19 protein-coding genes and 1 riboswitch are annotated in these 25,996 nt (G+C 74.1%); of the genes, 10 read left to right on the forward strand and 9 right to left on the reverse strand.

Annotation, left to right across the window (positions count from 1 at the left end):
* Positions 1–119: 119 nt before the first annotated feature.
* Genes ACWDBB_RS08160 through ACWDBB_RS08170 form a run of 3 tightly spaced genes read right to left on the reverse strand, consistent with a single transcriptional unit; the run spans position 120 to position 3,642 of the window.
* Positions 120–1,637, reverse strand: coding sequence for a precorrin-2 C(20)-methyltransferase (locus ACWDBB_RS08160; protein ID WP_449788776.1), 1,518 nt, complete (start codon positions 1,635–1,637; stop codon positions 120–122).
* A complete protein-coding gene (locus ACWDBB_RS08165; protein WP_449788777.1) occupies positions 1,634–2,260 on the reverse strand; it encodes a precorrin-8X methylmutase in 627 nt (208 codons plus the stop codon). The genes ACWDBB_RS08160 and ACWDBB_RS08165 overlap by 4 nt, the downstream gene beginning before the upstream one ends.
* Complete coding sequence (locus tag ACWDBB_RS08170) at positions 2,257–3,642, reverse strand: hypothetical protein (RefSeq protein WP_449788778.1); 1,386 nt, start codon at positions 3,640–3,642, stop codon at positions 2,257–2,259. The genes ACWDBB_RS08165 and ACWDBB_RS08170 overlap by 4 nt, the downstream gene beginning before the upstream one ends.
* A gap of 272 nt (positions 3,643–3,914) precedes the next feature.
* A riboswitch (cobalamin riboswitch) is annotated at positions 3,915–3,999 on the forward strand.
* A gap of 47 nt (positions 4,000–4,046) precedes the next feature.
* Between ACWDBB_RS08170 and ACWDBB_RS08175 the strand changes: the two genes are divergently transcribed.
* The 3 genes from ACWDBB_RS08175 to lnt all read left to right on the forward strand — a co-directional run bounded on the left by ACWDBB_RS08175 (position 4,047) and on the right by lnt (position 9,733).
* A complete protein-coding gene (locus ACWDBB_RS08175) occupies positions 4,047–4,223 on the forward strand; it encodes a hypothetical protein (RefSeq protein WP_449788779.1) in 177 nt (58 codons plus the stop codon).
* The gene (gene cobN, locus ACWDBB_RS08180) at positions 4,220–7,831 is read left to right on the forward strand and encodes a cobaltochelatase subunit CobN (protein ID WP_449788780.1); all 3,612 of its coding nucleotides are present in this window, start codon (positions 4,220–4,222) and stop codon (positions 7,829–7,831) included. The genes ACWDBB_RS08175 and cobN overlap by 4 nt, the downstream gene beginning before the upstream one ends.
* A gap of 303 nt (positions 7,832–8,134) precedes the next feature.
* The gene (lnt, locus tag ACWDBB_RS08185) at positions 8,135–9,733 is read left to right on the forward strand and encodes an apolipoprotein N-acyltransferase (protein WP_449788781.1); all 1,599 of its coding nucleotides are present in this window, start codon (positions 8,135–8,137) and stop codon (positions 9,731–9,733) included.
* On the opposite strand, the gene ACWDBB_RS08190 is transcribed toward lnt, so the two are convergent.
* From ACWDBB_RS08190 to ACWDBB_RS08210, 5 genes are all read right to left on the reverse strand, one after another.
* The gene (locus ACWDBB_RS08190; protein WP_449788782.1) at positions 9,709–10,473 is read right to left on the reverse strand and encodes a VOC family protein; all 765 of its coding nucleotides are present in this window, start codon (positions 10,471–10,473) and stop codon (positions 9,709–9,711) included. The two genes, lnt and ACWDBB_RS08190, sit on opposite strands and share 25 nt — an antisense overlap.
* 304 nt (positions 10,474–10,777) lie before the next feature.
* The gene (locus tag ACWDBB_RS08195) at positions 10,778–11,653 is read right to left on the reverse strand and encodes an AraC family transcriptional regulator (RefSeq protein ID WP_449788783.1); all 876 of its coding nucleotides are present in this window, start codon (positions 11,651–11,653) and stop codon (positions 10,778–10,780) included.
* Positions 11,654–11,798: 145 nt separating this feature from the next.
* Complete coding sequence (gene gdhA / locus ACWDBB_RS08200; RefSeq protein ID WP_449788784.1) at positions 11,799–13,190, reverse strand: NADP-specific glutamate dehydrogenase; 1,392 nt, start codon at positions 13,188–13,190, stop codon at positions 11,799–11,801.
* Between the two features lie 390 nt (positions 13,191–13,580).
* Entirely contained in the window at positions 13,581–15,698 is a 2,118-nt protein-coding gene (locus tag ACWDBB_RS08205; protein WP_449788785.1) for a putative bifunctional diguanylate cyclase/phosphodiesterase, read from the reverse strand.
* A gap of 136 nt (positions 15,699–15,834) precedes the next feature.
* Positions 15,835–16,641, reverse strand: a complete 807-nt coding sequence (locus tag ACWDBB_RS08210) for an SAM-dependent methyltransferase (RefSeq protein WP_449788786.1) — start codon at positions 16,639–16,641, stop codon at positions 15,835–15,837.
* 247 nt (positions 16,642–16,888) lie between these two features.
* Here ACWDBB_RS08210 and ACWDBB_RS08215 point away from each other — a divergent pair, with 247 nt between their 5' ends.
* The 7 genes from ACWDBB_RS08215 (at position 16,889) to ACWDBB_RS08245 (ending at position 25,039) form a co-directional block, all read left to right on the forward strand.
* Positions 16,889–17,407, forward strand: coding sequence for an SRPBCC family protein (locus ACWDBB_RS08215; RefSeq protein WP_449788787.1), 519 nt, complete (start codon positions 16,889–16,891; stop codon positions 17,405–17,407).
* A gap of 10 nt (positions 17,408–17,417) precedes the next feature.
* A complete protein-coding gene (locus ACWDBB_RS08220) occupies positions 17,418–18,680 on the forward strand; it encodes an aminotransferase class I/II-fold pyridoxal phosphate-dependent enzyme (protein ID WP_449788788.1) in 1,263 nt (420 codons plus the stop codon).
* 264 nt (positions 18,681–18,944) lie between these two features.
* Complete coding sequence (gene egtA / locus ACWDBB_RS08225) at positions 18,945–20,243, forward strand: ergothioneine biosynthesis glutamate--cysteine ligase EgtA (RefSeq protein ID WP_449788882.1); 1,299 nt, start codon at positions 18,945–18,947, stop codon at positions 20,241–20,243.
* Positions 20,240–21,688, forward strand: a complete 1,449-nt coding sequence (gene egtB / locus ACWDBB_RS08230) for an ergothioneine biosynthesis protein EgtB (protein ID WP_449788789.1) — start codon at positions 20,240–20,242, stop codon at positions 21,686–21,688. Before egtA ends, egtB begins: the two co-directional genes overlap by 4 nt.
* On the forward strand, positions 21,688–22,437 hold the full coding sequence (gene egtC, locus ACWDBB_RS08235) for an ergothioneine biosynthesis protein EgtC (RefSeq protein WP_449788790.1): 750 nt from the start codon (positions 21,688–21,690) through the stop codon (positions 22,435–22,437). The genes egtB and egtC overlap by 1 nt, the downstream gene beginning before the upstream one ends.
* Positions 22,438–22,488: 51 nt before the next feature.
* A complete protein-coding gene (gene egtD / locus ACWDBB_RS08240) occupies positions 22,489–23,460 on the forward strand; it encodes an L-histidine N(alpha)-methyltransferase (protein ID WP_449788791.1) in 972 nt (323 codons plus the stop codon).
* A 151-nt stretch (positions 23,461–23,611) separates the two neighbouring features.
* Entirely contained in the window at positions 23,612–25,039 is a 1,428-nt protein-coding gene (locus ACWDBB_RS08245; RefSeq protein ID WP_449788883.1) for a sugar porter family MFS transporter, read from the forward strand.
* 206 nt (positions 25,040–25,245) lie between these two features.
* Here ACWDBB_RS08245 and ACWDBB_RS08250 read toward each other — a convergent pair whose 3' ends face one another.
* Positions 25,246–25,962, reverse strand: coding sequence for a TetR/AcrR family transcriptional regulator (locus ACWDBB_RS08250; protein WP_449788792.1), 717 nt, complete (start codon positions 25,960–25,962; stop codon positions 25,246–25,248).
* Between the last annotated feature and the right edge of the window lie 34 nt (positions 25,963–25,996).

The raw sequence follows: 25,996 nt of genomic DNA on the forward strand, positions 1-25,996 counted from the left end.
AATGACAGATGACAGCGAACAGATGATGAAATCTGTTCGCTGTCATCTGTCGTCCGTCATCTGTCAGCTGACATCCGTCGGCTGACATCTGCCATCCGTCGCCCGTCACCCGGCGCCCGCTACTCCTCCGGGTACCGCCGCGGCGTCCAGACGACCTCCACGCCGCCGCCCCGCTCGACCGCCCGGGTCTGCGAGGAGCCGATCAGCAGGATGGTCCGCATGTCGACGAGCGCCGGGTCGAGTTCGCCCAGCCGGACGATCCGCACCCGCTCGGTCGGGCCGCCGACGTCGCGGGCCATCACCACCGGGGTCTCCGGCGTCCGGTACTCCAGCAGGAGGTCCCGGGCGAGGCCGACCTGGGTGGTCCGGGACTTCGAGCCCGGGTTGTACAGCGCGAGCACCAGGTCCGCCTCGGCCGCGGCCCGCAACCGCTTCGCCACCACGTCCCAGGGCTTGAGCCGGTCCGAGAGCGACACCGTCGCGTAGTCGTGCCCCAGGGGGGCGCCGGCCCGGGAGGCGGCGGCGTGGGCTGCGGTCATCCCGGGGAGCACCCGTACCGGGACGTCCCGGTACGCCTCCTCACAGGCGACCTCCAGGACCGCGGTGGCCATCGCGAACACCCCCGGGTCGCCCGAGGAGACCACCGCGACGCGGTGCCCGCGCCGGGCGAGGTCCAGGGCGAACTCGGCGCGCTCCGACTCCACCTTGTTGTCCGAGCCGTGCCGCCGCTGCCCCGGACGCTCCGGCACCCGGTCCAGGTAGGTGGTGTAGCCGACCAGGTCGGTGGCCTCGGACAGCGCTCCGCGCGCCTCGGCGGTCAGCCAGAGCGGTCCGGCCGGCCCGGTGCCGACCACGGTCACGCTGCCGACGCCGTCCGACAGCCGGACCTCCGGCTCCAGCGGCGCGACCTTGCTCGGCAGCACCGCGACCGAGAAGTACGGCACCGTCTCGTCGTCGACCTCGGCGAGCGGGGCGATCCGCTCGCCCGCCATGAAGGCCCGCTCGACGTACTGCGCGTCGGCCAGCCGTCCCGCCCGCTCCAGGGCGCGGCGGACGGTCGGGAAGGTGCGCCCCAGCTTCATGACCACGGCCGAGTCGGCAGCCGCGATCCGCGCCGTCAGCTCCTCCTCGGGCAGCGTGCCGGGGATGACGGTGAGCGTCTCCTCGGCCTCGGTCAGCGGCTGTCCGAGCCGGGCGGCGGCCGCGCTGATCGAGGTCACGCCCGGCACCACCTCGGTCGGGTAGCGGTGCGCCAGCCGCTTGTGCATGTGCTGGTAGGAACCGTAGAAGAGCGGGTCGCCCTCGGCGAGGACCACCACGTCGCGCCCGGCGTCCAGGTGGGCGGCCAGCCGGGCGGCGGCCTCCTCGTAGAACTCGTCCAGCGCGCCCCGGTAGCCGCCCGGGTGGTCGGTGGTCTCGACGGTGAGCGGGTAGACGAGCTTCTCCTCGATCTGCCCACCCGCCAGGTACCGTTCGGCGATCGACCGCGCGATCGACCGGCCGTGCCGGGCACTGTGGTAGGCCACCACGTCGGCCCTGCCGATGAGTTCGGCGGCGCGGACGGTCACCAGCGACGGGTCGCCCGGGCCGAGCCCGACGCCGTACAGCCGACCCGTGACCTTCTGAGGTTCCGTCACTCTACTTCGCTCGCAATCGCGTTGATGGCGGCAGCGGCTATCGCACTGCCGCCGCGCCGGCCGCGGACCACCAGGTGCTCCAGGCCGGAGGGGTGCTCGGCCAGGGCCTGCTTGGACTCGGCGGCGCCGATGAAGCCGACCGGGACGCCGATCACCGCGGAGGGTCGGGGGGCGCCCGCCTCGATCATCTCCAGCAGCCGGAACAGCGAGGTCGGCGCGTTGCCGACGGCGACCACCGCACCCTCCAGCCGGGGCAGCCACAGCTCCATGGCCGCGGCACTGCGGGTGTTGCCCATCGCCCGGGCGAGTTCGGGCACCGACGGGTCGGTGAGGGTGCAGATCACCTCGTTGTCGGCGGGCAGCCGCTTGCGGGTGACACCGCTCGCGACCATGTTGACGTCGCAGAGGATGGGCGCACCGGCGCGCAGCGCGGCGCGCGCGGAGGCGACCACGCCGGGCGAGTACACCAGGTCCTCGACCAGGTCGACCATCCCGCAGGCGTGGATCATCCGCACCGCGACCTGGGAGACGTCCGCCGGGAGGGCGGCCAGGTCGGCCTCCGCGCGGATGGTGGCAAAGGACTGGCGGTAGATGGACGCGCCGTCCTTCTCGTACTCGATCACTTCGTGGTCCTCCTGGCCTCGGCGACCGCCTCGGCCATCTCCTCGTTCGTCACGTCGATGCTCGTCACATCGATGCTCGTCGCGCCGACGCTCGTCGCCCGGGGATCCGCCGCGTCGGCGGCGGCGCCGTTCACCGTCACCCGGTAGCCGCGCCCCGTCGCCAGCACGTCCACCCACCGCCCGGCGGGATGGCCGCAGCGCCGCTCACAGCCCGACCAGTGGACGGGCAGTCGGACAGGCAGTCGGACGGGCGGCCGGGCGGGCACCGCACCAGCCGGCCCGGCACCGGCACCGGCACCGGCACCGGCACCGGCACCGGCGTCCAACGCCCGGGCCGCGTCGGTACGGACGTCGGCCAGCGACTTGGCGCAGCCCGGCAGTCCGGTGCAGGCGGTGGCCCGCTCCCAGGCCGAGCCCGGCTCGGTGCGGAAGCCGGCCGCGGCGAGCGCGGGCAGCCGGTCGGCCGGTGCGCCGGGCAGGACCGCCCCGCGCCAGGGGGTCAGCCGCAGTTCACCGGCCGAGGCGGCGACCAGCGTCCGCCACTGTCCGGCGCTCGCCCGGCCGAAGCGCAGTCCCACCGAGAGTCCGCCGGGCAGCGCGCCGACGGCGGGCGCGGCACCGGCGAAGGCGGACAGCGGTACCGAGCCGGCCGGCAGCAGTTCGGGGACCTCGCGCAGGTGCCAGGCCTTGCGTCCGTTCGTCCGCAGCGCTGCCAGGAAGGAGCGGGCCGCGTCCAGGACGGCGGTGACCTCCCGCCCGGCCTCGACCGGGTGCCCGTGGTCGTCGCGCCCGAGGCGCAGCAGCCGGGTGCCGTCCGGGCCTGCGATCAATGTCACATCGGCGTCGAGCGCGGCGACGTCGCCGTGCCCGTCGTCCAGCGCGAACAGGAACTTGCCGGAGAGCCCGGCCGCCCAGTCGCTCGCGCACAGGCGCGCGTCCAACTCCCGTACCCAGGCCTGCACATCGGCGTTGCCGCGGCTGCCGGAGGTGCCGTCGGCGGCGTCCAGCCCGGCCGTCGGGGAGGCGACGATGTTGCGGACCCGCTCGTGGGTGTCCGAGGGCAGCAGTCCGACGGCGCGCAACCGGTCGGCGAGCTCGGACGCGCAGTGCGGGGCCAGGCCGCGCAACTGGACGTTGCCGCGCGAGGTGGTCTCCAGTTCGCCGTCGCCGAGGGCCTCGGCCGCCTCGGCCAGTGCGAGCGCCTGACGATCCGTCAGAAGCCCGCCGGGCAGGCGGATCCGGGCGAGGGCGCCGTCGTCGGCCGCATGCAGACGAAGCGCTCCGGGGCAGGCGTCCGCACGCCCCCGGTCGGGCACCTCCCGGTCGGGTCCTGCGGCGCCCGGCGCGGTGGCGTCGGGTGTCGGTGGCATGGCGGCGAGCATACAGATGATCCGATCGCTTGCCTCCGCCTGCTGCGTCACACCCGGCCCGCACCCGGTCCCGTGCCCGCCCGCATCCCGGCCCCGAGCCCACCCGCACCCCGGCCCCGAGCCCGCCCGCACCCCGGCCCCGCCACCGGTCCCGCGGCCCGCCCCGCCACCTGCCTCGCGAACCGGACGTCCGAAAGCTCACTCTCCCCCAGGTCAGCCGTACCCCGTACGATGCTGGCGGACGGTCCCCCGCGGGCCGTCCGAACGCCAGCGACGGCGCAGGGGAGGAAACCGGTGCGAACCCGGTGCGGTCCCGCCACTGTGACCGCGGTTCACCGGTAGCCCGGTGGCCGCGGGAGCCAGGAACTCCTGCCGTCCTCCACCGGCCCGGGGCGCGGACCCCGAGGAAGGCAGAAATGTTCCAGCGCTGTCGCATGCCCGCGCCCGCGTCCTCGGCCGCCACCACGGTCGTTCCGGCCGTCTCCGCGGCCGACCAGGCCGCCGCCACGACCACCCCGGTCGACCGCGCGGCCGACCCGGCCCAGATCCCGGCCACCCCGGCCACCGACGAGGCCGGGAGGGCCTTCGCATGATCCTGCTGCTGTCGACGTCCGACACCGACCTGCTCAGTGCCCGGGCCTCCGAGGGCCCGGTCCGCTACCGGCTCGGCAACCCGGCCCGCCTGACCCCCGAGGACCTGCCCGCGCTGCTGGAGGGCACCGACCTCGTCGTCGTCCGCCTGCTCGGCGGACGCCGCGCCTGGCAGGAGGGCCTGGACTCACTGCTGGCCGGCCCCCGCCCGGTGGTCGTGCTGACGGGCGAACAGGCCCCCGACGCCCAGCTGATGGAACTGTCCACCGTCCCGGCCGGCATCGCCGCCGAGGCGCACGCCTACCTGGCCCACGGCGGCGCGGCCAACCTGGCCGAGCTGGGCGCCTTCCTCTCCGACACCGTGCTGCTGACCGGCCACGGCTTCGCCCCGCCCGCCTCCGCCCCGGCCTGGGGCCCGCTGGAGCGCGAAGCCCGTACGTCCGAGGGCCCGACGGTGGCGGTGCTCTACTACCGGGCCCACCACATGAGCGGCAACACCGCCTTCGTGGAGACCCTCTGCCGGGCCGTCGAGGACCAGGGCGCCCAGGCCCGGGCCTACTACTGCGCCTCGCTGCGCGGTGCCGAGCCCGAGCTGCTGGCCGCACTCGGCGAGGCGGACGCGATCGTCACCACCGTGCTCGCAGCCGGCGGCACCCGCCCGGCCGACGCCCAGGCCGGCGGGGACGAGGAGGCCTGGGACGCGGGCGCGCTGGCCGCGCTCGACCGCCCGATCCTCCAGGCGCTCTGCCTCACCTGGTCGCGGGCCCAGTGGGAGGGCAGCGACGACGGACTGTCCCCGCTCGACACCGCCACCCAGATCGCGGTGCCGGAGTTCGACGGCCGCCTGATCACCGTCCCGTTCTCCTTCAAGGAGCTGGACGAGGACGGCCTCACCGTCTACGCGGCCGACCCGGAGCGCGCCGCCCGCGTGGCCGGCACCGCCGTCAAGCACGCCCGGCTGCGGCACGTCCCGGCCGCCGAGCGCCGCCTCGCGCTGGTGCTGTCCGCGTACCCGACCAAGCACGCCCGGGTCGGCAACGCCGTCGGCCTGGACACCCCGGCCAGCGCGGTACGGCTGCTGGAGCGGCTGCGCGCGGAGGGCATGGACCTCGGGGACGACCTCCCCTCGTTCGAGGACGGCGACGGCGGCCACGAGGGCGACGCGCTGATCCACGCCCTGATCGCGGCCGGCGGCTACGACCAGGACTGGCTCACCGAGGACCAGTTGGCCCGCAACCCGGTGCGCATCCCCGCCGCCGACTACCGCCGCTGGTACGCCACCCTCCCGCAGGGCCTGCGCGACCGGGTCGAGGAGCACTGGGGCCCGGCCCCCGGCGAGCTGTACGTCGACCGCTCGCAGAACCCGGACGGCGACATCGTGCTGGCCGCGATCCGCTCCGGGAACCTGCTCGTGCTGATCCAGCCGCCGCGCGGCTTCGGCGAGAACCCGGTCGCCATCTACCACGACCCCGACCTGCCGCCGAGCCACCACTACCTGGCCGCCTACCGCTGGATCGAGGCCGCCCGGGAGGACGGCGGCTTCGGCGCCCACGCGGTGATCCACCTCGGCAAGCACGGCAACCTGGAGTGGCTGCCCGGCAAGACCGCCGCGCTGTCCGCCGAGTGCGGCCCGGACGCCGTCCTCGGCGACCTGCCGCTGGTCTACCCCTTCCTGGTCAACGACCCGGGCGAGGGCACCCAGGCCAAGCGCCGCGCCCACGCCACGCTCGTCGACCACCTCGTCCCGCCGATGGCGCGCGCCGACTCCTACGGCGACATCGCCCGCCTGGAGCAGCTGCTGGACGAGCACTCCAACATCGCCGCGATGGACCCGGCCAAGCTGCCGGCGATCCGCGCCCAGATCTGGACCCTGATCCAGGCCGCCAGGCTCGACCACGACCTCGGCCTGGACGAGCGCCCCGAGGACGACGGCTTCGACGACTTCCTGCTGCACGTCGACGGCTGGCTCTGCGAGGTCAAGGACGCCCAGATCCGCGACGGTCTGCACGTCCTCGGCCAGGCCCCGACCGGCGCCGACCGGGTCAACATCGTGCTCGCCATCCTGCGCGCCCGGCAGATCTGGGGCGGCGTCAGCGCCCTGCCCGGCCTGCGCGAGGCGCTCGGGCTGGACGAGGCGGCGCTGACCCTGGGCGCCACCGACGCGGCCGAGGCCGAGGCCCGCGCCCTGGTCGAGGCGATGGAGGCCGAGGACTGGGCGCCCGAGGCGGTAGAGAAGGTCGCCGCCGGGCGGCCCGAGGCCGTGCACCGGGTCCTCGCGTTCGCCGCCACCCAGGTGGTGCCCCGCCTGGCCGCCACCACCGACGAGCTGGACGCCGTGCTGCACGCGCTGCAGGGCGGCTTCGTCCCGGCCGGGCCCTCCGGCTCGCCGCTGCGCGGCCTGGTCAACGTGCTGCCGACCGGCCGCAACTTCTACTCCGTCGACCCGAAGGCCGTCCCCAGCAAGCTCGCCTGGGAGACCGGCCAGGCCCTCGCCGCCTCGCTGGTCGAGCGCTACCGCGCGGACAACGACGGCGCCTACCCGCCCTCGGTCGGGCTCTCGCTCTGGGGCACCAGCGCGATGCGCACCGCCGGGGACGACATCGCCGAGGCCTTCGCCCTGCTCGGCGTCCGCCCGGTCTGGGACGACGCCTCGCGCCGGGTCACCGGCCTGGAGCCGATCCCGCCGGCCGAGCTGGGCCGCCCGCGCATCGACGTCACGCTGCGCATCTCCGGCTTCTTCCGGGACGCCTTCCCGCACGTGGTCGCCCTGCTGGACGACGCGGTGCGCCTGGCCGCCGCCCAGGAGGAGCCCGACGAGCAGAACTTCGTCCGCGCCCACGTCCAGGCCGACCTCGCGGTGCACGGCGACGAGCGCAAGGCCACCGTCCGCGTCTTCGGCTCCCGCCCGGGCACGTACGGCGCGGGCCTGCTCCAGCTGATCGACAGCCGGGACTGGCGCACCGACGCCGACCTGGCCGAGGTGTACACGGTCTGGGGCGGCTACGCGTACGGCCGCGGGCTGGACGGGCGCCCGGCGCGCGAGGAGATGGAGACCGCGTACAAGCGGATCACCGTCGCCGCGAAGAACACCGACACCCGCGAGCACGACATCGCCGACTCGGACGACTACTTCCAGTACCACGGCGGCATGGTGGCCACCGTGCGCGCCCTCACCGGCAAGGCGCCGACCGCCTACATCGGCGACTCGACCCGCCCGGAGACGGTCCGCACCCGCACCCTGACCGAGGAGGCCGCCCGGGTCTTCCGCGCACGGGTGGTCAACCCGCGCTGGATCGAGGCGATGCGCCGCCACGGCTACAAGGGCGCCTTCGAGATGGCCGCGACGGTGGACTACCTGTTCGGCTACGACGCCACCACGGGCGTGGTCGCGGACTGGATGTACGAGAAGCTGACCCAGGAGTACGTCCTCGACCCGGTCAACCGGGAGTTCCTGGCGGGCGCCAACCCGTGGGCGCTGCACGGGATCAGCGAGCGGCTGCTGGAGGCGGCGAGCCGCGGGCTGTGGGAGCAGCCGGACCCGGAGCTGATCCAGCAGCTGCAGGCCGCGTTCCTGGAGACCGAGGGGGACCTGGAGGGCGGCGAGGGCTGAGCCCGCACGCGCGGGCGGGGCGAGGTGGGGCCAGGGCTCTCAGTCCTCCGGCCCCGCCCAGGGTTCGCCGGCCCGCCCCGGGTTCGCCGGCCGGTGTGGCCGTCCGTCGGCCGGTGTGGCCGTCCGTCGGCCGGTGTGGCGGTGCGTCGGCCGGTGTGGCGGTGCGTCGGCGGACCGGCTCGTCAGTTCGATCGCGTCCATTGGTACGGCCGAGGCCACTGGTTCCGGACATCATGTTTCCGTCACCCGTTCGGCTGATCAACGTACTGGTGGTGTACGCCCTTCCAGCGGACAATACGGGTCATGCCGCGTCGCTCCGCTCCCGCCAGCCCGCCCCTGAGCACGCCTGCCGCCGAGGAACGGGAGCCCCACGCGCCGCACCGGTACCGCGCGCGGATCGGTGCGCTGGCGGCCGGAGCGGTACCGGTGCTCGCCTTCCCCGCGCCCGGGCAGGCCTGGCTGGCCTGGGTCGCGCTCGTCCCCGGACTGCTGCTGATGCAGCGGGCGCCGTCGGGCCGGGAGGCGGCGGTACGCGGCTGGTGGTTCGGCTCGGGGTTCATCCTGACCGCGATGTACTGGCTGGTCCCGTCCATCGGGCCGGGGCTGCCCGTGCTCGCGGTGCTGTTCGGGGCGCTGCAGAGCGCCGTCGGGTACACCGTGCACCGGCTGCTGCACCCGCGGCTGACCGCCCGTCGGGCGGCGCTGGCGCTGCTGGTCGTGCCGGCGGTCTGGGTGACCACCGAGTACGCACGGTCCTGGCCCGCGCTCGGCGGGCCGTGGGCGCTGCTCGGCGCCACCCAGTGGCAGCACCCGGCGATCCTCGGGCTGGCCTCGGCCGGCGGGATCTGGCTGGTCAGCGCGGCGGTGGCGGCGGTGAACACCGGGGTGCTGATCGCGCTGACCGCGGTGCACTGGCGGCCGCGGGCCCTCGCCGCCGGGTCCGTGGTGCTGGTGCTGGCGTGCGGCCCGCTGCTGTTCGCGCTGCGTGCGGCGCCGGCCGGCGACGGGGCGGTGACCGTGGCGCTGGTCCAGCCCGGCATCGTGGAGGACCCGCAGGCCCGGTTCGAGGCGAGCGCGCGGATCACCGCCGGACTGGTCGGCCGGCCGGTGGACCTGGTCGTGTGGGGCGAGAGCAGCACCGCCGCGGATCTGGACCGCGACCCGGCCGCGCTGGACGCGCTGCGCCGGCTCGCCGCGGCCACCGGCGCCGAGGTCGTCGCCGGGGAGGACGCCCGCAAGGCCGACGGGCCGATCTCCAAGGACGCGGTGCTGGTCTCCCCCACCGGCGTGGTGGACCGCTACCGCAAGATCCGGCTGGTGCCGTTCGGCGAGTACATCCCGCTGCGGCCGATGCTCGGCTGGATCGCCGGGGTCAGCCGGGCCGCGGGCGAGAACCGGGCACCCGGCACGTCCTTCCACCTGCTGGCCGCCACCGACCGGGCGGGTGCGCCGCTGCCCGTCGGGGCGCTGATCTGCTTCGAGTCGGCCTTCCCCGACATGGGCCGCACCGCCGCCCGGGACGGCGCCCGGGTGCTGGTCTACCAGTCCTCGACCTCGACCTTCCAGCACACCTGGGCGCCCGAGCAGCACGTCTCGCTGGCGGCGATCCGGGCCGCCGAGACCGGCCGGCCGGCCGTGCAGGCCTCGCTGACCGGGGTCTCGGCCGCCTTCGACGCCCAGGGCCGGGAGCTCGCCCGGCTCGGTACCGACGGCACCGGGGCGCTGACCGTCCGGCTTCCGCTCACCGCGCCCGGGACGCTGACCTGGTACGACCGGGTCGGCGACGTGGTGCCGCTGGGCGCGCTGGCCGTCACGGCGGGGGCGGCCGGGGTGGCGGTGGCCGGGTGGCGTCGCTCGCGCGCCCTGCGGCGTGCCGGTCAGCCCTCGGCGCCGGCGGTGTAGACGCCGAACGCCGCACCCTGGGGGTCGCGCAGCACGGCGATCCGTCGGCCGCCCGGCGTGCCGGTGGCGGGCATCAGCACGTCACCGCCGAGCGCCGCCGCCCGGCTGACGGTGTTGTCGGCGTCGGCGGCCGCGAAGTACGGCAGCCAGTGCGGGGCCACCTGCGGCGGGAAGCGGTCGTCCATCGTCAGCACGCCGCCGAAGTCCCGGCCGTCCAGCCGCCACTGGGGGTAGCTCTCGGACGGGGCGACGTCCCAGCCGAAGACCGCGGGGTAGAAGGCGAGCGAGCCGGCCGGGTCGCGGGTGAGCAGTTCCGCCCAGCCGAGCGAACCGGGCTCGTTGAACACGCCGGCGCCCTTGAAGGAGCGGCCCTGCCAGAGGATGAACACGGCGCCGGACGGGTCGGCGGCCACCGAGAAGCGGCCGAAGTCGAACGCGTCGGTGGGGTCCTTCAGGATCCGGCCGCCGGACTCCTTGATCCTCGCGGCGGTCGCGTCGGCGTCGGCGACCGCGATGCAGACCGTCCAGGCGATCGGCTGCTGCGGGGCGTAGCGCGGGGTGATGGCGGCGGCCGGGGCGCCCCCGACCAGCATCTGGGTGTAGTCGCCGTCCCCTGGGCGGGCGCTGTGGTCCTCCTGCCAGCCGAAGAGCTCGGTGTAGAAGGCCCGGGCGGCGGGCGGGTCTGAGGTGCCCAGCTCCGTCCAGCAGGGGGCGTTGGTGGTCACGGAGGTCTGCTTCATGGCGTCTGTCCTCGCAGCTTGGTCGTTGCTCGGGAACCCCCGAGTCTTCGGCGCCTCGGCCCCCGCACCTCCTGCCCCAGCATGCGGGGCGGGGGCGGAGCTTGGCGGGCGGTGGTGGGCCGAACGGGGTGGGCGGGGCGCGGATGGGGCGGGCGGAGCGGGCCGGTCGCGGCCGTCGGAGCGGGTGGGGCGTGGACAGGGGGTGGACGAACAGATGACAGCTGACAGATTTCGAAATCTGTCAGCTGTCATCTGTCATCCGTTTTCGGTTATCCGTTGTCGGTTATCCGTCGGCTGTCACCTGTCAGCCGCGCACGGCCCGCGCCACCGGGATCCACAGCTCCGCCTCGGCGTCGGCCGTCCCCGGGACGGAGCGGGTCCGGAGGATCTCCGGGCCCGGCCGCGCCTCGTACGGGTTGGACGGGAACCACTGGGCGGCCACGTCCCCCCACATCTCCTGCAAGGCCTGCGGGAACGGCCCGGTGTTGGTGAACACCGCCCAGGTGCCCGCCGGTACGTCCAGCACGTCCAGGTCCGCCGGGACGGCGACCCCCTCGCGCGCCACCACCGCGTGCCAGTAGTCGAGTTCGGACCCCTCCTCGCGGTTCGGCGAGAAGCCGTCGCTCACCGAGACGATCCCGGCCGGGTCGTCCCCGGACAGGGCGGCGATCCGTTCGACCGTCTCCTTGCCGAGCCCCTTGACGAACTCGGCGATCCCCGGGTTGATCCCCATGTAGATCAGGGTGACCCGGGCCTTCCGGCCGACGATCCGGAAGTCCGGCCTCTCGACGATCCGGTATTCCATGCTGCTGCTTCCTTCCACGACGAGTCGGAAGGACATCCGGGGCTGGGAGACGAGCACCGCACCGCCGCGCCGGGCCTCGCCCGGCCCGACTCCGTGCATGGCCCGGAACGCCCGGGCGAACGCCTCCCCCGAGGAGTACCCGTACCGGACCGCGACATCGAGCAACGTCCGTTCGCCGTCCAGCACTTCGGCCCCGGCGACGGTGAGCCGTCGACGCCTGACGTACTCCGACAGCGGCATTCCGGCGAGCATCGAGAACAGCCGCCGGAAGTGGTACTCCGACGTCATCGCGATCCGCGCCAGCTCGGCCACGTCGACCTCGCGGTCCAGGTCCCGTTCGATCCGGTCCATCGCCTGGTTCAGGTGCTCCAGCACGCCGACCCCCGTCCTTCCCTTACTGCGTCCACCGTAGGAAGGACCCACCCTGCCGCACCCGACAATCGGTGCCCGCTCGGGTCGGGTACCGATCGCCGGGCGACGGCCGTCGGCGGCTCGGGGCCGGCGGCCGTGACACGACGGGTCAGATCAGGCCCTGGGCCAGCATCGCGTCCGCGACCAGCTCGAAGCCGGCGATGTTCGCGCCGACCACGTAGTTGCCCGGATGGCCGTAGCGCTCGGCGGTGGTGAAGCAGGAGTCGTGGATGTGCTTCATGATCCCGGCCAGCCGCTCCTCGGTGTGCTCGAAGGTCCAGGAGTCCCGCGAGGCGTTCTGCTGCATCTCCAGCGCGCTGGTCGCGACGCCGCCCGCGTTCGCCGCCTTGCCCGGGCCGAAGGCCACCCCGGCCTCCTGGAACACCCGCACCGCTGCCGGGGTGGTGGGCATGTTCGCGCCCTCGGCGACAGCGAGCACCCCGTTGCGCACCAGGGCCAGCGCGTCGGTCTCGGACAACTCGTTCTGGGTGGCGCAGGGCAGCGCGACGTCGCAGGGCACGCTCCACACGCTCGGACCGTCGACGAACCGGACGTGGCCGCCGCGCAGTCGGGCGTAGTCGGACACCCGGCCCCGCCGGACCTCCTTGACCTCCTTGAGCAGGTCGAGGTCGATGCCCTTCTCGTCCACCACGTAGCCGGCGGAGTCGGAGCAGGTGAGCACGGTCGCGCCGAGCTGCTGCGCCTTCTCGATCGCGTAGACCGCGACGTTGCCGGATCCGGAGACGACCACCCGGCGCCCGTCCAGGCTCTCGCCGCGGCTGTGCAGCATCTCGGAGGTGAACATGACGCAGCCGTAGCCGGTGGCCTCGGTGCGGACCTGCGCGCCGCCCCAGCCGAGGCCCTTCCCGGTGAGCACGCCGCTCTCGTACCGGTTGGTGATCCGCTTGTACTGACCGAAGAGGTAGCCGATCTCCCTGCCGCCGACGCCGATGTCCCCGGCCGGCACGTCGGTGTACTCGCCGAGGTGCCGGTACAGCTCGGTCATGAAGGACTGGCAGAACCGCATGATCTCGGCGTTCGAGCGGCCCTTGGGGTCGAAGTCGGATCCGCCCTTGCCGCCGCCGATGGGCAGGCCGGTGAGCGCGTTCTTGAAGATCTGCTCGAAGCCGAGGAACTTGACGATGCCGAGGTTCACCGAGGGGTGGAAGCGCAGTCCGCCCTTGTACGGGCCGAGGGCGCTGCTGAACTCGACCCGGAAGCCGCGGTTGACGTGGATGTCGCCGGAGTCGTCCGTCCACGGCACCCGGAACATGAGCTGCCGCTCGGGCTCGCAGATCCGCTCGATGATCCGGGCGTCGAGGAGTTCGGGGCGGTGGGCGAGCACCGGCGCCAGGGTCTCCAGCACCTCGTGGACGGCCTGGTGGAACTCGTCCTCGCCCCGGTTGCGGCGGACCACGTCCGCGTAGAGCGCCTCGATCGCGCGCTGCTCCGCGTCGAAGGAGGAGGGGGAGGAGTTGGGGGTGGCGGGGGTCGTCGGCATCTGGTCAGGACCCTTCCGTGTCGTCGATGGGCATGGCGCGGTTGTCCCGGCGGGCCTGAGGGACGTGCCCAGGAAACGCGGCCAGTCTCGCAGTGTCCACACCGCGGGTCCCGCACCATCCACATGCTGGAAGCCGTGGTGGGGCGGCACCTGTCGGCGAGCAACGTCCGCTACCTGCGGGCGAAGGCGGAGCGGACGGGCCATTCGATCGAGCTCTCCCGACTGGTCAGCTGAGGAGCCGCGCGCGGGGACGGAACGACGGCCGACGGATGACAGCTGACAGATTTCAAAAACTGTCAGCTGTCATCCGTCACCTGTCGGCGGTCAGTTGTTCGCCGTTCGCCGCGGACCCGAGCCGGCCCCGACCGGGGCCCGAGCGTCAGGCCTGCCTCAGCGCTCCTCGACCGGGCGCCCCAACGGCTCCTCCACGATCCGCCGGGCGATCTCGTCCGGCCGCACCGGGCGGCCGAAGTGCCAGCCCTGCGCCCAGTCGCAGCCCAGGGTCCGCAGCCGCTCGGCGTCCCGGTGGGTCTCCACGCCCTCGGCGGTGACGTTCAGCCCGAGCGCGTGCGCCATCGAGACCAGTCCGCTGACGATCCGCCACCCGGTGGACTCGTCCTTCCCCGGTTCGTGCAGGTCGCCGACGAAGGAGCCGGCGATCTTCAGCCCGGAGACCGGCAGGTCGCGCAGGTAGGCGAGGTTGGACCAGCCGGTGCCGAAGTCGTCCACGGCCAGCGACACCCCGAGGTCGACCAGCCCGTGCAGGGTGCGCAGCGCCTCGTCCTCGGGGCCGACCACGGTCGACTCGGTGATCTCCAGCTGCAGCCGGGCCGGGTCCAGTCCGGTGCTGTCGAGGATCCGGCCGAGATCGGTGACCAGGGCGGCGCTGCGGGCCTGCCGGACCGCCAGGTTGACGTTGAGCTGCGGGGCGGCGTCGCCGTACCGCTTGATCCAGTCCGCGGCCTGGCCGCAGGCCTGCTCCAGCACCCAGCGGCCGAGCGGCATGATCAGCCCGGTCTCCTCGGCGGTGGTGACGAACTCGTCCGGGCCGAGCACGCCGAGCTGTGGGTGGCGCCAGCGCACCAGTGCCTCCACGGCGGCCAGCCGGCCGTCCGCGAGGCGGTAGAGCGGCTGGTAGTCGATGAAGAACTCGCCGCGGTCGAGGGCCGCGGGCATCCGCACCGAGACCGCGTAGCGGCTGACCGCCCGGGCGTTCTCCTTGGGGTCGAACAGCGTCCAGCGGCCGCGGCCGGCCTCCTTGGCGCGGTAGAGCGTGAGGTCGGCGGCCCGGACGGCGGCGCCGGGGGTGGTGGTGGACACCCGCCGCTCCAGCACGCCGACACTGGCGCCGACGGCGAGCTTGTGGTCGCCGATCAGCACCGGCCCGGCCAGCGCCCTGAGCACGGTCTTCGCGGCGGCCACCGCCTCCTGCTCGCCCCGGCACCTCTCCAGCAGGACGACGAACTCGTCGCCGCCGAGCCGGGCCACCAGGTGGCCGAGCGGGCTGAGGGCGGCCTTCAGCCGGGCGGCGACGGCGGCCAGCAGTTGGTCGCCCATGTCGTGGCCGAGGCTGTCGTTGACCACCTTGAAGCCGTCGAGATCGACGTAGCAGAGGCCGAAGCGGGCGCCGGGCTCGGGCTCCTCGAACAGCTTCTCCAGTCGCTCGAAGAAGGCCGCGCGGTTAGGCAGGCCGGTCAGCGGGTCGTGGGTGGCCTGGTGGCGCAGCCGTTCCTGTAGCCGGTAGCGGTCGGTGACGTCCTCCAGCATCGCGACCTGGTACTGCGGCGTGCCGTCGTCGTCGCGGATCAGCGAGACGGTCAGGTGGGTCCAGATGATCTCGCCGTCCTGGCGGTAGTACGGCTTGTCGAACTGGAAGTAGTCCCGCTTGCCGCTGATCAGCTCCTCGTACGCCTCCCACACCCCCGGGGTGTCCTCGGGGTGGACGAGGTCGCCGACCCGGCGGCCGATCATGTCCTCCGGGCCGGCGCCGAACAGCTCCTGGAGGGCCTTGTTGACCGCCAGGATGTTACCGTCCGTGTCGCCGATGCCGATGCCGATCGCGGCGCTCTCGAACAGCGCCCGGAACCGGGCCTCGGAGGCGCGCAGCGCCCGCTCGGCCTCCTTGCGGGCGGAGTCGGCGGCGGTGCGGATCGCCTCCTGCTCGGTCAGCGTGCGCTCGCGCAGGGCCCCCGCCCAGCCGGCCGCGAAGGCGCCGGTCAGGGCCGGGCCGCGGTCGTCGGGGACGGGCTGGGCCTGGAGCAGTTCGACCGCCCTGGCCAGCAGCACCGGGTCGGTGAAGTGCGCGTCGACCAATTCAGCGCCGGCCAGCGCGGCCAGTCGCGGCTCGAACGGGTCGTCCTCCTGGGCGCGGTGCAGCAGCGCGGCGGTGCGCGCGACCAGCCGGCCCAGCAGGCCGGGGTGGACGGCGATGCCGTGGTCGGCGGAGAGCAGTCGGGCCCAGTCCTCGTGGAACCGCTCCGCGTTGCCGCGCACCGGGGTGGTACTCATCTGCTGAACCTGGTTCCTCTGTGGTGCACGCCGGTCCGGGCGGTGCGTGTCCCGCTGCCGCCCGTACCCGGCGCAGCGCTCCCGGCGGCCGCCGCGCAGGGCGTGCGGCCGCCGGTGCGCCGTCCGTCGCGTCCGCTCAAGGGCGGAATCCCACGCCCGCCACCCCGGCTATCCGCTCGGGGTGCTCGCCGACCGTGCCGGGCTGGTCCGGGCGCCACAGCGGCAGGTGGACCACGCCCGGCTCGACCAGCTCGAAGCCGGAGAACATCGCGGTGATCTGCTCGTGGGTGCGCATGGTCAGCGGGGTCGGCGTCCGCTGGTACAGCTTCTGGTGGTCCTCGGCCTGGTCGGGGCGGCCTTCGAGGGAGGCGTGCGAGAGCACCAGCGCGCTGCCGGGCGGGAGGGCGTCGCGGATCACGCCGATCAGCTTCCACGGGTCCTCTTCGTCGGTGACGAAGTGGGCGACGGCGACCAGCAGCACGGCCACCGGCTCGCCGGCCGCGAGCAGTCCGGTGACCTCGGGGCGGGCCAGCAGGTCGGCGACGTCGCGCAGGTCGGCCTGGACGGCGTCGCTGCCGTGGTCGTCCTCGAGCAGCAGGCGGCTGTGTGCGACGGCGACCGGGTCGCGGTCGACGTAGACGACCTCGGCCTCGGGGCGGATCGCCCGGGCGATGTCGTGCACCGCGCCGAAGGTCGGGATGCCGGAGCCGATGTCCAGGAAGCGGCTGATGCCCTGCTCGGCGAGGAAGGTCACGGCGCGGCGCAGGAAGGCGCGGTTGGAGCGCATGATCTGCGGCAGCTCCGGCCACAGGGCGATCGCCTTGCGGGCCATCTCCCGGTCGACCTCGAAGTTGTGCGAGCCCCCCAGGTAGTAGTCGTAGACCCGCGCGGCGTTCGGTTTGTCCAGGTCTATGCCCTCCGGGACCCAGCTCGGTCGCCGCATGCCTGTGACTCCTTCACTCCGGTTCTGGGGATGCAGCGCCCTGGGGATGCTGCCGTGACTGATGAGACTACAAGCACGGAAGATCCTCCCCCGCACCTCGAACGGGTGCAAGCGGAGTGCACCCTTCCCTACGGGCGGGCGCTTGTGGAGCGTTCACCTCCGGTCCGACCCGTACCGCGGACCGGTTCGGCAACGCTCCGACCGCATTCGCCCTCCGGGCCGGCCGGGCCGGATCTAGGGTGGGGCCGTGGACCCCAACCACTACCGATTCCGGGGCGTCTGGCGGCTCGCGGCCCCGGCACCCCTTGTGTACGCGGCACTGGAGGACGTGCGCGGCTACCCGCTGTGGTGGCCGGAGATCCGCGAGGTCCGGCCGACCGGGGAGGACTCCGGGGAGGTGGTGGTGCGGGCGCTGCTGCCGTACCGGCTGGTGATCGGCCTGGCGGCGAGCCGGCGCGACCCGGTCCCCGGGGTACTGGAGGTGGCCATGAGCGGCGACCTGACCGGGTGGTCCCGGTTCACGGTGACGGCCGACGGCTCGGGCAGCCGGGTGCTGTTCGAGGAGGACACCCGGCCCGACAAGGCCCTGCTGCGACGGCTCGCCCTGCCGCTGCACCCGCTGTTCCGGGCCAACCACGCGGTGATGATGAGCCGGGGGCGCCGGGGGCTGGCGGCGCACCTGGCGGGGCGGGTGGCCGATGACGGGCGTCGGACGGCGGTCGCTGCGGGACGCGGTTGCCGGAGGACGGAGGCGGAGGGCGGGTGACGGCGAACAGATGACAGACGACGGCTTTCAGCGGACAGATGACAGATTTCGAAATCTGTCATCTGTCCGCTGCGCCTCCGACCCCGGCCCCGACTTCGACCCCGACTTCGGATTCGACACCCCCTTCGACCGCGCCGGGACCGGCAGCAGCAAGTGGGCCCGCGCCGACGCCCCCGGGGTGATCCCGATGGGCCTCGCGGACATGGACCTGCCCGGCCCACCCCCCGTCGCCGCGGCGCTGGAGCGGCGCGCCCGCCACCGCGCGTACGGCTACACGGTGTGCGACCCGGCCGGCCGCACGCTGGTGGCCGACTGGTACCGCGCCCGGCACGGCACCGAGGTCGACCCGGACTGGGTGCTGCTGCTGCCCTGCGGCCCGCGCACCGCCCTGCGCGTCCTGCTGGAGACCGTACGGCCGCAGGCCCCGGTGCTCTTCCCCACCCCCGAGTGGGGCGGCTTCGCCCAGCTCTGCCGCGCCGCCGGCCTCCCGTACCGCGAGTTGCCGCTCCTCCGGGGCCCGGGCGGCTACCGGCTGCCACCCGGCCCGCTCCCCCGCCCCGCCGCAGCGGTACTGCTGAGCAACCCGCACAACCCCTCCGGCACGGTCTGGTCGGTCGAGGCGGTGCGCGGTCTCGCCGCCTCGGCAGCCGAAGGCGGCGCGCTGCTGGTCTCGGACGAGGTGCACGGCGACCTCACCCACCCCGACGCCGCCCAACCCGGCGCAACCCGCCCCGACGCCACCCGTCCTGGCCCCGCCCACCCCGTCGCCGTCACCGTCGCCGACCCGGCGCACCGGCACCTCGTCGTCACCCTCAACTCCGTGGGCAAGACCTTCAACTGCTCCGGGATCCCCAGCAGTTTCGCCCTCGTTCCCGACGCCGCCCTGCGCGCCCGGTTCGCCGAGGCACTGGCAGGCTACGGCCTCTGGGAGGGCGGCCTGCTGGAGCAGACCGTGCAGCAGGCGGCACTGCGCGAGGGCGGTCCCTGGTTGGACGCGCTGCTCGCCCACCTGGCCGCCGCCCGCACCCTGCTGACCGACCGCCTCGGGCCCGCCGTCCGCTCCACCCCGCGGGCCTCCTACCTGCTCTGGCTGGACTCGGCCGCGCTCGGTCTGCCGCCCGCGAACGCCCGCCGGGCGCTGTTGGAGCGCTGCGGCCTGGAGGCCTCCGACGGCGCCGAGTTCGGCCCCGGCGGCCGGGGTTCGCTGCGTCTGAACTACGCCCTGCCAGGCCCGGTGCTGGCGACCGTCCTGGAGCGGTTGGAGCGCCTGTGACCCCGGCACATGCCTCGCTCGCCCGCCCTCGGAACGCGCCCCCCCGACCCGCCGGAAAACCCCGGCATCACCCGTTCGCCACACTTCTGACCTGCGGAAACGTATGTTCATGCGAATTTTGCGGGGCGCCCCCGCATGCTCCGTAGCAGACTGGGCAGGGTAGACCGGGCCGCAATCGTGATCCCGAGGATGGTGAGTCCGGTGATACCGGTATCCCGCACCACTCCGCCCGACCGGCAGAGCACGCCACCGCCCCCGCCCGGGGTGACCCCGTTGACCGAATCGGGGGCGCGCAGCCACGTGTCGGGCGTCTGCTTCAAGATCGGACCGCCCCGGCTGGTGGGGGTGGAGGTCGAGTGGTTCGTCCATGACGAACGATGTCCCTCCCGGCCCGTACGGCCCGAACTGCTCCACGCCGCGCTGGAGTCGCTGCCCCTCGGCGGCTCGGACGGCACCTCGCTCCCCTCCGGTTCGCGCGTCACGCTCGAACCCGGCGGACAGGTCGAGCTCAGCTCCCCGCCCGCCACCGGCCTCCTGGCCTGCGTCGAGGACACCCGACGCGATCTGACCGCCCTGCGGGCCGCCTTCGCGGCGCAGGGCCTGCGACTCACAGGCACCGGGACGGACCCCCTGGCCCGCTCCCGACGGATGGTGCTGGACCACCCCCGCTACCTCGCGATGGAGCGTTTCTTCGACTCCGCCGGGCCATGGGGCCGGATCATGATGACGGGTACCGCGTCGGTGCAGGTGTGCCTGGACGCCGGCGAGGCGGACGGCCCGCAGGCGGTCGAGCGCCGCTGGAGCCTGGCCCACCGGCTGGGCCCGGTACTGGTCGCCGCCTTCGCCAACTCCCCTGTCCTGGACGGTAGTCCGACGGGCCACCGGTCCACCCGACAGACCGTCTGGTCGCGGATGGACCCGACCCGCACGCTCGCCCCTGAGCCGGACCACGGGGACCCTCGCGAGGCCTGGGCGCAGTACGTGCTGGATGCCCGGGTGCTGTGCGTGCGAAGGCCCGAGGGTCTGCCGTGGACGGCCCCCGCCGGACTGACCTTCCGCGACTGGATCCGCGGTGCGGGCGAACGCCCGCCCACGCTCGACGACTTGGAATACCACCGCACCACCCTCTTCCCGCCGGTACGCCCGCGCGGCCACCTCGAGCTGCGGATGGTCGACGCCCAGCCCGGGGACGGCTGGGTGGTGGTCACCGCGCTGGTCACCGCGCTGCTGGACGACCCGGTGGCCGCCGACGCCGCGCTGGCCGCGGTGGAGCCGCTGGAGCCGGCGACGGGGGCGGACGGTCCGCGCGCACCGCGCAACGAGGTCTGGCGCCGCGCCGCCACCCTGGCCATGGCCGACCCCGAACTCCGCCGGGCCGCCCTCGCCTGCTTCGCCGCCGCCGACGCCGCGCTGGGCCGCCTGCCCGGTGCCGGACGGCTGCGCACCGCCGTCGCCGAGTTCGCCGAGCGCTACCCCGCGCGCGGCCGCTGCCCGGCTGACGACCAGCTGGACGCCCTGCGCTCCGGCGCCCTACGCACTCCCCCGGAGGAGGCCGCACCATGACCGACGTCCGACCCCACGGGGGCACCGGGGCAGGCCGCACGGACCGCACCGACGCCACCGCCCCTGCCGGCGCCCCCGCCACCGACGCCACCACCCCTGCCGGCGCCACCGGCAGCATCGGCGCCATCGACAGCATCGGCACCGAGGCGCTGCGCGAGAGCATCGCCACCGAGCTGCTGGCCGCCCGCGCCCGCACCGCCGCGCTGACCGACTGCGTCGAGGACGGCGATCTCACCGCCCAGCACTCCCCGCTGATGTCGCCGCTGGTCTGGGACCTCGCGCACATCGGCAACCAGGAGGAGCTCTGGCTGCTGCGCAACGTCGGCGGCCGCGACCCGATGCACCCCGAGATCGATCCGCTGTACGACGCCTTCCAGCACCCCCGCGCCGAGCGCCCCGGCCTGCCGCTGCTGCCGCCCGCCGAGGCCCGCGCCTACGCCCACGACGTACGCGGCCGGGTGCTGGACCTGCTGGCCGCCAGCCCGCTGGAGGGCGCGCCGCTGCTGGAAGCCGGGTTCGCGTTCGGGATGATCGCCCAGCACGAGCAGCAGCACGACGAGACGATGCTGATCACCCACCAGCTCCGCCGGGGCGAGCCGGCCCTGGCCGCTCCCCCGCCGCCGCCCGCACCCGCCGACGCGGCCACCCTGCCCGCCGAAGTCCTCATCCCCGCGGGGCCGTTCACCATGGGCACGGACACCGAACCGTGGGCACTGGACAACGAGCGCCCGGCGCACACCGTCGACCTGCCGGCCTTCCTGCTGGACACCACCCCGGTCACCAACGCCGCCTACCAGCGCTTCATCGCGGACGGCGGCTACGACGACCCGCGCTGGTGGACGCCGGAGGGCTGGGAGCACCGTCGGCGCGCCGACCTGACCGCCCCGCTCTTCTGGCGCCACCAGGACGGCCAGTGGCTCTGCCGGCGCTTCGGCACGGTGGCGCCGGTCGAACCGAACGAGCCGGTGCTGCACGTCAGTTGGTACGAGGCCGACGCGTACGCCCGGTGGGCAGGACGGCGGCTGCCGACCGAGGCGGAGTGGGAGAAGGCGGCCCGCCACGACCCGGCCACCGGCCGCTCCCGCCGCTACCCCTGGGGCGACGGCCCGCCCGGCCCCGAGCACGCCAACCTCGGCCAGCGCCACCTGCGCCCGGCCGGGGCGGGCAGCTACCCGCAGGGCCGGTCCCCGTACGGCGTCCGGCAGTTGATCGGTGACGTGTGGGAGTGGACGGCCAGCGACTTCCGCCCCTACCCCGGCTTCCGGGCCTGGCCGTACAGGGAGTACTCGGAGGTCTTCTTCGGCCCCGAGTACAAGGTGCTGCGCGGCGGCTGCTTCGCGGTGGCGCCGGTCGCCTGCCGGGGCACGTTCCGCAACTGGGACTACCCGATCCGTCGGCAGATCTTCGCCGGGTTCCGCACCGCGCGCGACCTGGAGGCTGCCTGATGTGTCGTCACATCGCGTACGTGGGCGAGCCGGTGGCGCCCCGGGAGCTGTTGGTGCACCCGCCGTTCGGGCTGTACCGCCAGTCCTGGGCGCCCCGGGTCCAGCAGTACGGCACGGTCAACGCGGACGGCTTCGGCCTCGGCTGGTACGCGGACGGGGACGAGGTGCCCGCGCGCTACCGCCGGACCGGGCCGATCTGGGCGGACGAGACCTTCGCCGACCTCGCCCGGGTGGTCCGCACTCGGGCACTGCTGGCCGCCGTCCGCTCCGCCACCGAGGGCTGCGCGCCGGGCGAGGGCGCGGCCGCGCCGTTCGCCGCCGAGCGCTGGCTGTTCAGCCACAACGGCGCGGTGGCCGGCTGGCCCGGCAAGCTGGACGCGCTGGCCGCCCTGCTGCCCCCGGCCGAGCTGCTGGACCTCGAGGCGCGCACCGACTCGGCGCTGCTGTGGGCACTGACCCTGCACCGGCTGCGGGCCGGCGCCGGGCCTGGCGAGGCGCTGGCGGGCACCGTCGCCGACGTCGCCGCGCACACCACCGGGCGACTCAACCTGCTGCTCACCGACGGCACCGTGATCGCCGCGACCACCTGGGGCGACTCCCTGTACCACCGCGCGCTGCCGGGCCTCGGCACGGTGGTGGCCTCCGAACCGTACGACGACGCGCCGGGCTGGACGCCCGTCCCGGACGGCTCGCTGCTGCTGGCCGACCCGCGCGGCGTCACCGTGAGCCGCCTCCCCGGCCGCAACTGACTCCCACTCCACACTCTCCCTTCACTTTCTGAACAGAGGAACCACCCTGTCATGGACACCTTCGATCTCACCCGACTGCTGCCCGCCGACCACTTCAGCACCGCGCTGCGCCACGACGTGCAGCACGGGCTGACCTCCCAGCCCAAGTGGCTGCCGCCGAAGTGGTTCTACGACGCCCGGGGCAGCGAGCTGTTCGAGGAGATCACCCGACTGCCCGAGTACTACCCGACCCGCGCGGAGCGGGCCATCCTGGCCGCCCGGGCCGGCGAGATCGCCGCCGCCACCGGGGCCCGCACCCTGGTCGAACTGGGCTCCGGCTCCTCCGAGAAGACCCGGCTGCTGCTGGACGCCCTGCGCACGCTCGACACCCTGGAGACGTACGTCCCGGTGGACGTCAGCGAGAGCGCGCTGACCTCGGCCGGCGCCGCGCTCGCCGCCGAGTACCCCGGGCTCGCGGTGCACGGCGTGCTCGCCGACTTCACCGCCCGGCTCGGCCTGCCCCCGGAGGGCGGCCCGCGCCTGGTCGCCTTCCTCGGCGGCACCCTCGGCAACCTGCTGCCCCTGGAGCGCGCGGCCTTCCTGCACGGCCTGCGCGCGGCCCTGGAGCCGGGCGACTTCCTGCTGCTCGGCACCGACCTGGTCAAGGACCCGGCGGTGCTGGTCGCCGCCTACGACGACTCCGCCGGGGTGACGGCCGAGTTCAACCGGAACGTGCTCAACGTGCTCAACCGCGAGCTGGGCGCCGACTTCGACCCGGACGCCTTCGAGCACGTCGCGCTCTGGGACGCGGAGCAGGAGTGGATCGAGATGCGGCTGCGCTCGCTGCGCGCGCAGACCGTGAAGATCCCGACCCTGGACCTGCCGGTGCACTTCGCCCGGGGCGAGGAGCTGCGCACGGAGGTGTCGGCCAAGTTCCGCCGGGAGCGGGTGGCCGGGGAGCTGGCGGCGGCGGAGCTGCGGCTGACCCACTGGTGGACCGACCCGCAGGGCCGGTTCGGGCTCTCGCTCTCCTCGCCGGTCTGACCGGCGCGCCCCGGGCTCCCGTGGCGCCCCAATTTGCTTGTTCACCTTACGAATTCTCAGAGCAAAACTTGAGGGTCCTGGTGTACAAGACTTAAACGAATAGGGGTTACGATCTCGGCTACCGAGCTCAGCGTTGAGTACCAGGAGTCAGATCGTGAGCGTCACCCAGAAGCCCTCCGGGGCGGTCGAGGCCCCCGTGCCCGGCCGCCTCGGCTTCGTCGTCTTCATCACCGCGGCAGCGGCCCTCGGCGGCTTCCTGTTCGGCTACGACAGCTCCGTGATCAACGGCGCCGTCTCCGGCATCCAGGAGAAGTTCGGCGTCGGCAGCGGCGTGACCGGACTGATCGTCTCCTCGGCACTGCTGGGCTCGGCGATCGGCGCGGCGCTCGCCGGACGGTTTGCCGACCGGTACGGCCGCATCAAGGTCATGAAGGCGGGCGCGCTGCTGTTCGCGGTCAGCGCGGTCGGTTCGATGCTGCCGTTCTCCGCGTGGGACCTCGCCCTGTGGCGCGTCCTCGGCGGCGCGGCCATCGGCATCGCCTCGGTGATCGCCCCGACGTACATCGCCGAGGTCGCTCCGACCAGGTACCGCGGCCGGCTGGCCTCCTTCCAGCAGGCCGCGATCGTGCTCGGAATCGCGATATCCCAGCTGGTCAACTGGGTGCTCGCGCAGGCCGCCGGCGGCGACACGCGCGGCCACCTGCTCGGCCTGGAGGCCTGGCAGTGGATGCTCGGCATCTGCGTCGTCCCGGCCGCGGTCTACTTCGTGCTCGCCTCGGTCATCCCCGAGTCCCCGCGCTACCTGATCCAGGCCGAGCGCCTGGACGAGGCCCGCAAGGTGCTCGCCGACGTCGAGGGCGAGGGCGTCGACCCCGACGCCCGGATCACCGAGATCCGGACGCTGATCGCCTCCGACCACCGCCCGCGCTTCCGCGACCTGCTCGGCGGCCGGTTCGGCCTGCTCCCGATCGTCTGGGTCGGCATCGGCCTGTCGGTCTTCCAGCAGCTGGTCGGCATCAACGTGATCTTCTACTACTCGTCGATCCTGTGGCAGTCGGTCGGCATCGACCAGAGCAACTCGCTGCTGATCAGCTTCGTCGGCTCGGTGATCAACATCCTCGGCACCGTGATCGCGATCGTGCTGGTCGACCGGATCGGCCGCAAGCCGCTCGCCCTGATCGGCTCGGCCGGCATGGCGGTCGCGCTCGGCACGGCCGGCTGGGCCTTCTCCTCGGCCACCGGCAGCGGGGACAACCTCACCCTGCCGGACCTCCAGGGCACCGTGGCGCTGGTCGCCGCCAACGCCTTCGTGCTGTTCTTCGCGATGTCCTGGGGCGTGGTCGTCTGGGTGATGCTCGGCGAGATGTTCCCGAACCGGATCCGCGCCGCCGCGCTCTCCGTCGCCGCCTCCGCGCAGTGGATCGCGAACTGGGCGATCACCGTCTCGTTCCCGTCCATGTCGCGCTGGAACCTGTCGTCGACCTACCTGATCTACGCCGCCTTCGCGGCGCTGTCCATCCTCTTCGTGGCGAAGTTCATGAAGGAGACCAAGGGCGTCCGACTGGAGGACATGGGCTGATCCGCCCGTCGGACTCTCGGCCCCCGCACCCCGGCGCGATCAGCGCGAGGGTGCGGGGGCCGAATCGTTTCCGCCGGTCCGGGATCGCCCTACGGAGGGTCGCGAGGCGGGGGCAGGGCCCCGGGGCACGAAGCGCGGGGCGGGGGGTGCCGGCGGAGGCCGCGGGGCGCGGGCCCTGGGGTCGGGCGAGGCGGGGGTCCGGCGGCTCAGGTCCGCTCGGCGAGCCGGGCGTAGCGCAGGGTGAGGCCGTCGAGCAGCGCCTCCAGCCCGGTCTCGAAGGCGCCCTCGTCCACCGTCCCGCGGTGCCCGGCCAGCCGGTGCGCCTCGCCGAGGTGCGGGTAGTCGGCCGCGTCGTAGACGTCGGCGTCCGCCGGGAAGCCGGCCGCGAAGGAGGCGAGGGCCGAGCCGGTGACGAAGTAGCGCATCAGGGCGCCGATCCTGGTGGCCTGGCCGCGCGGCCATCCGGACTCGACCAGGTGGCCGAAGACCGCGTCGGCCAGCCGCAGCGCGTTCGGCCGCCGCCGGGGGCCCTGGGCGAGCACCGGGACGATGTTGGGGTGGGCGGCCAGCGCGGCGCGGTAGGAGCGGGCCCAGTCGCGCAGCGCCTCGGCCCAGGGGGTGGCGGGGGTGGCGGGGGCGCCGGCGGTTCCGGCCGCCCCTGCGGCTTCGTCGGCTGCGGCGGTCCCGGTGGTTTCCGCGGTCCCGAACATCGACAGGTCGACCTCGCCGATGACGCTGTCCACCACCGCGTCCAGCAGGTCGTCCTTGGTGGCGAAGTGGTTGTAGAGCGACGGCCCGCTGACCGACAGCTCGGTGGCGAGTCGGCGGGTGGAGAGGGCGTCCAGCCCCTCGTCGTCGATCAGCCGCAACGCGGCGGCGACGATGCGCTCTCGGCTGAGCAACGGGGTGCGTGGACGGGCCATCGCGACGGGTTCCTCCGGTTCGTCCGGTCGGGTG

Source organism: Kitasatospora sp. NPDC001095 (assembly GCF_053598615.1).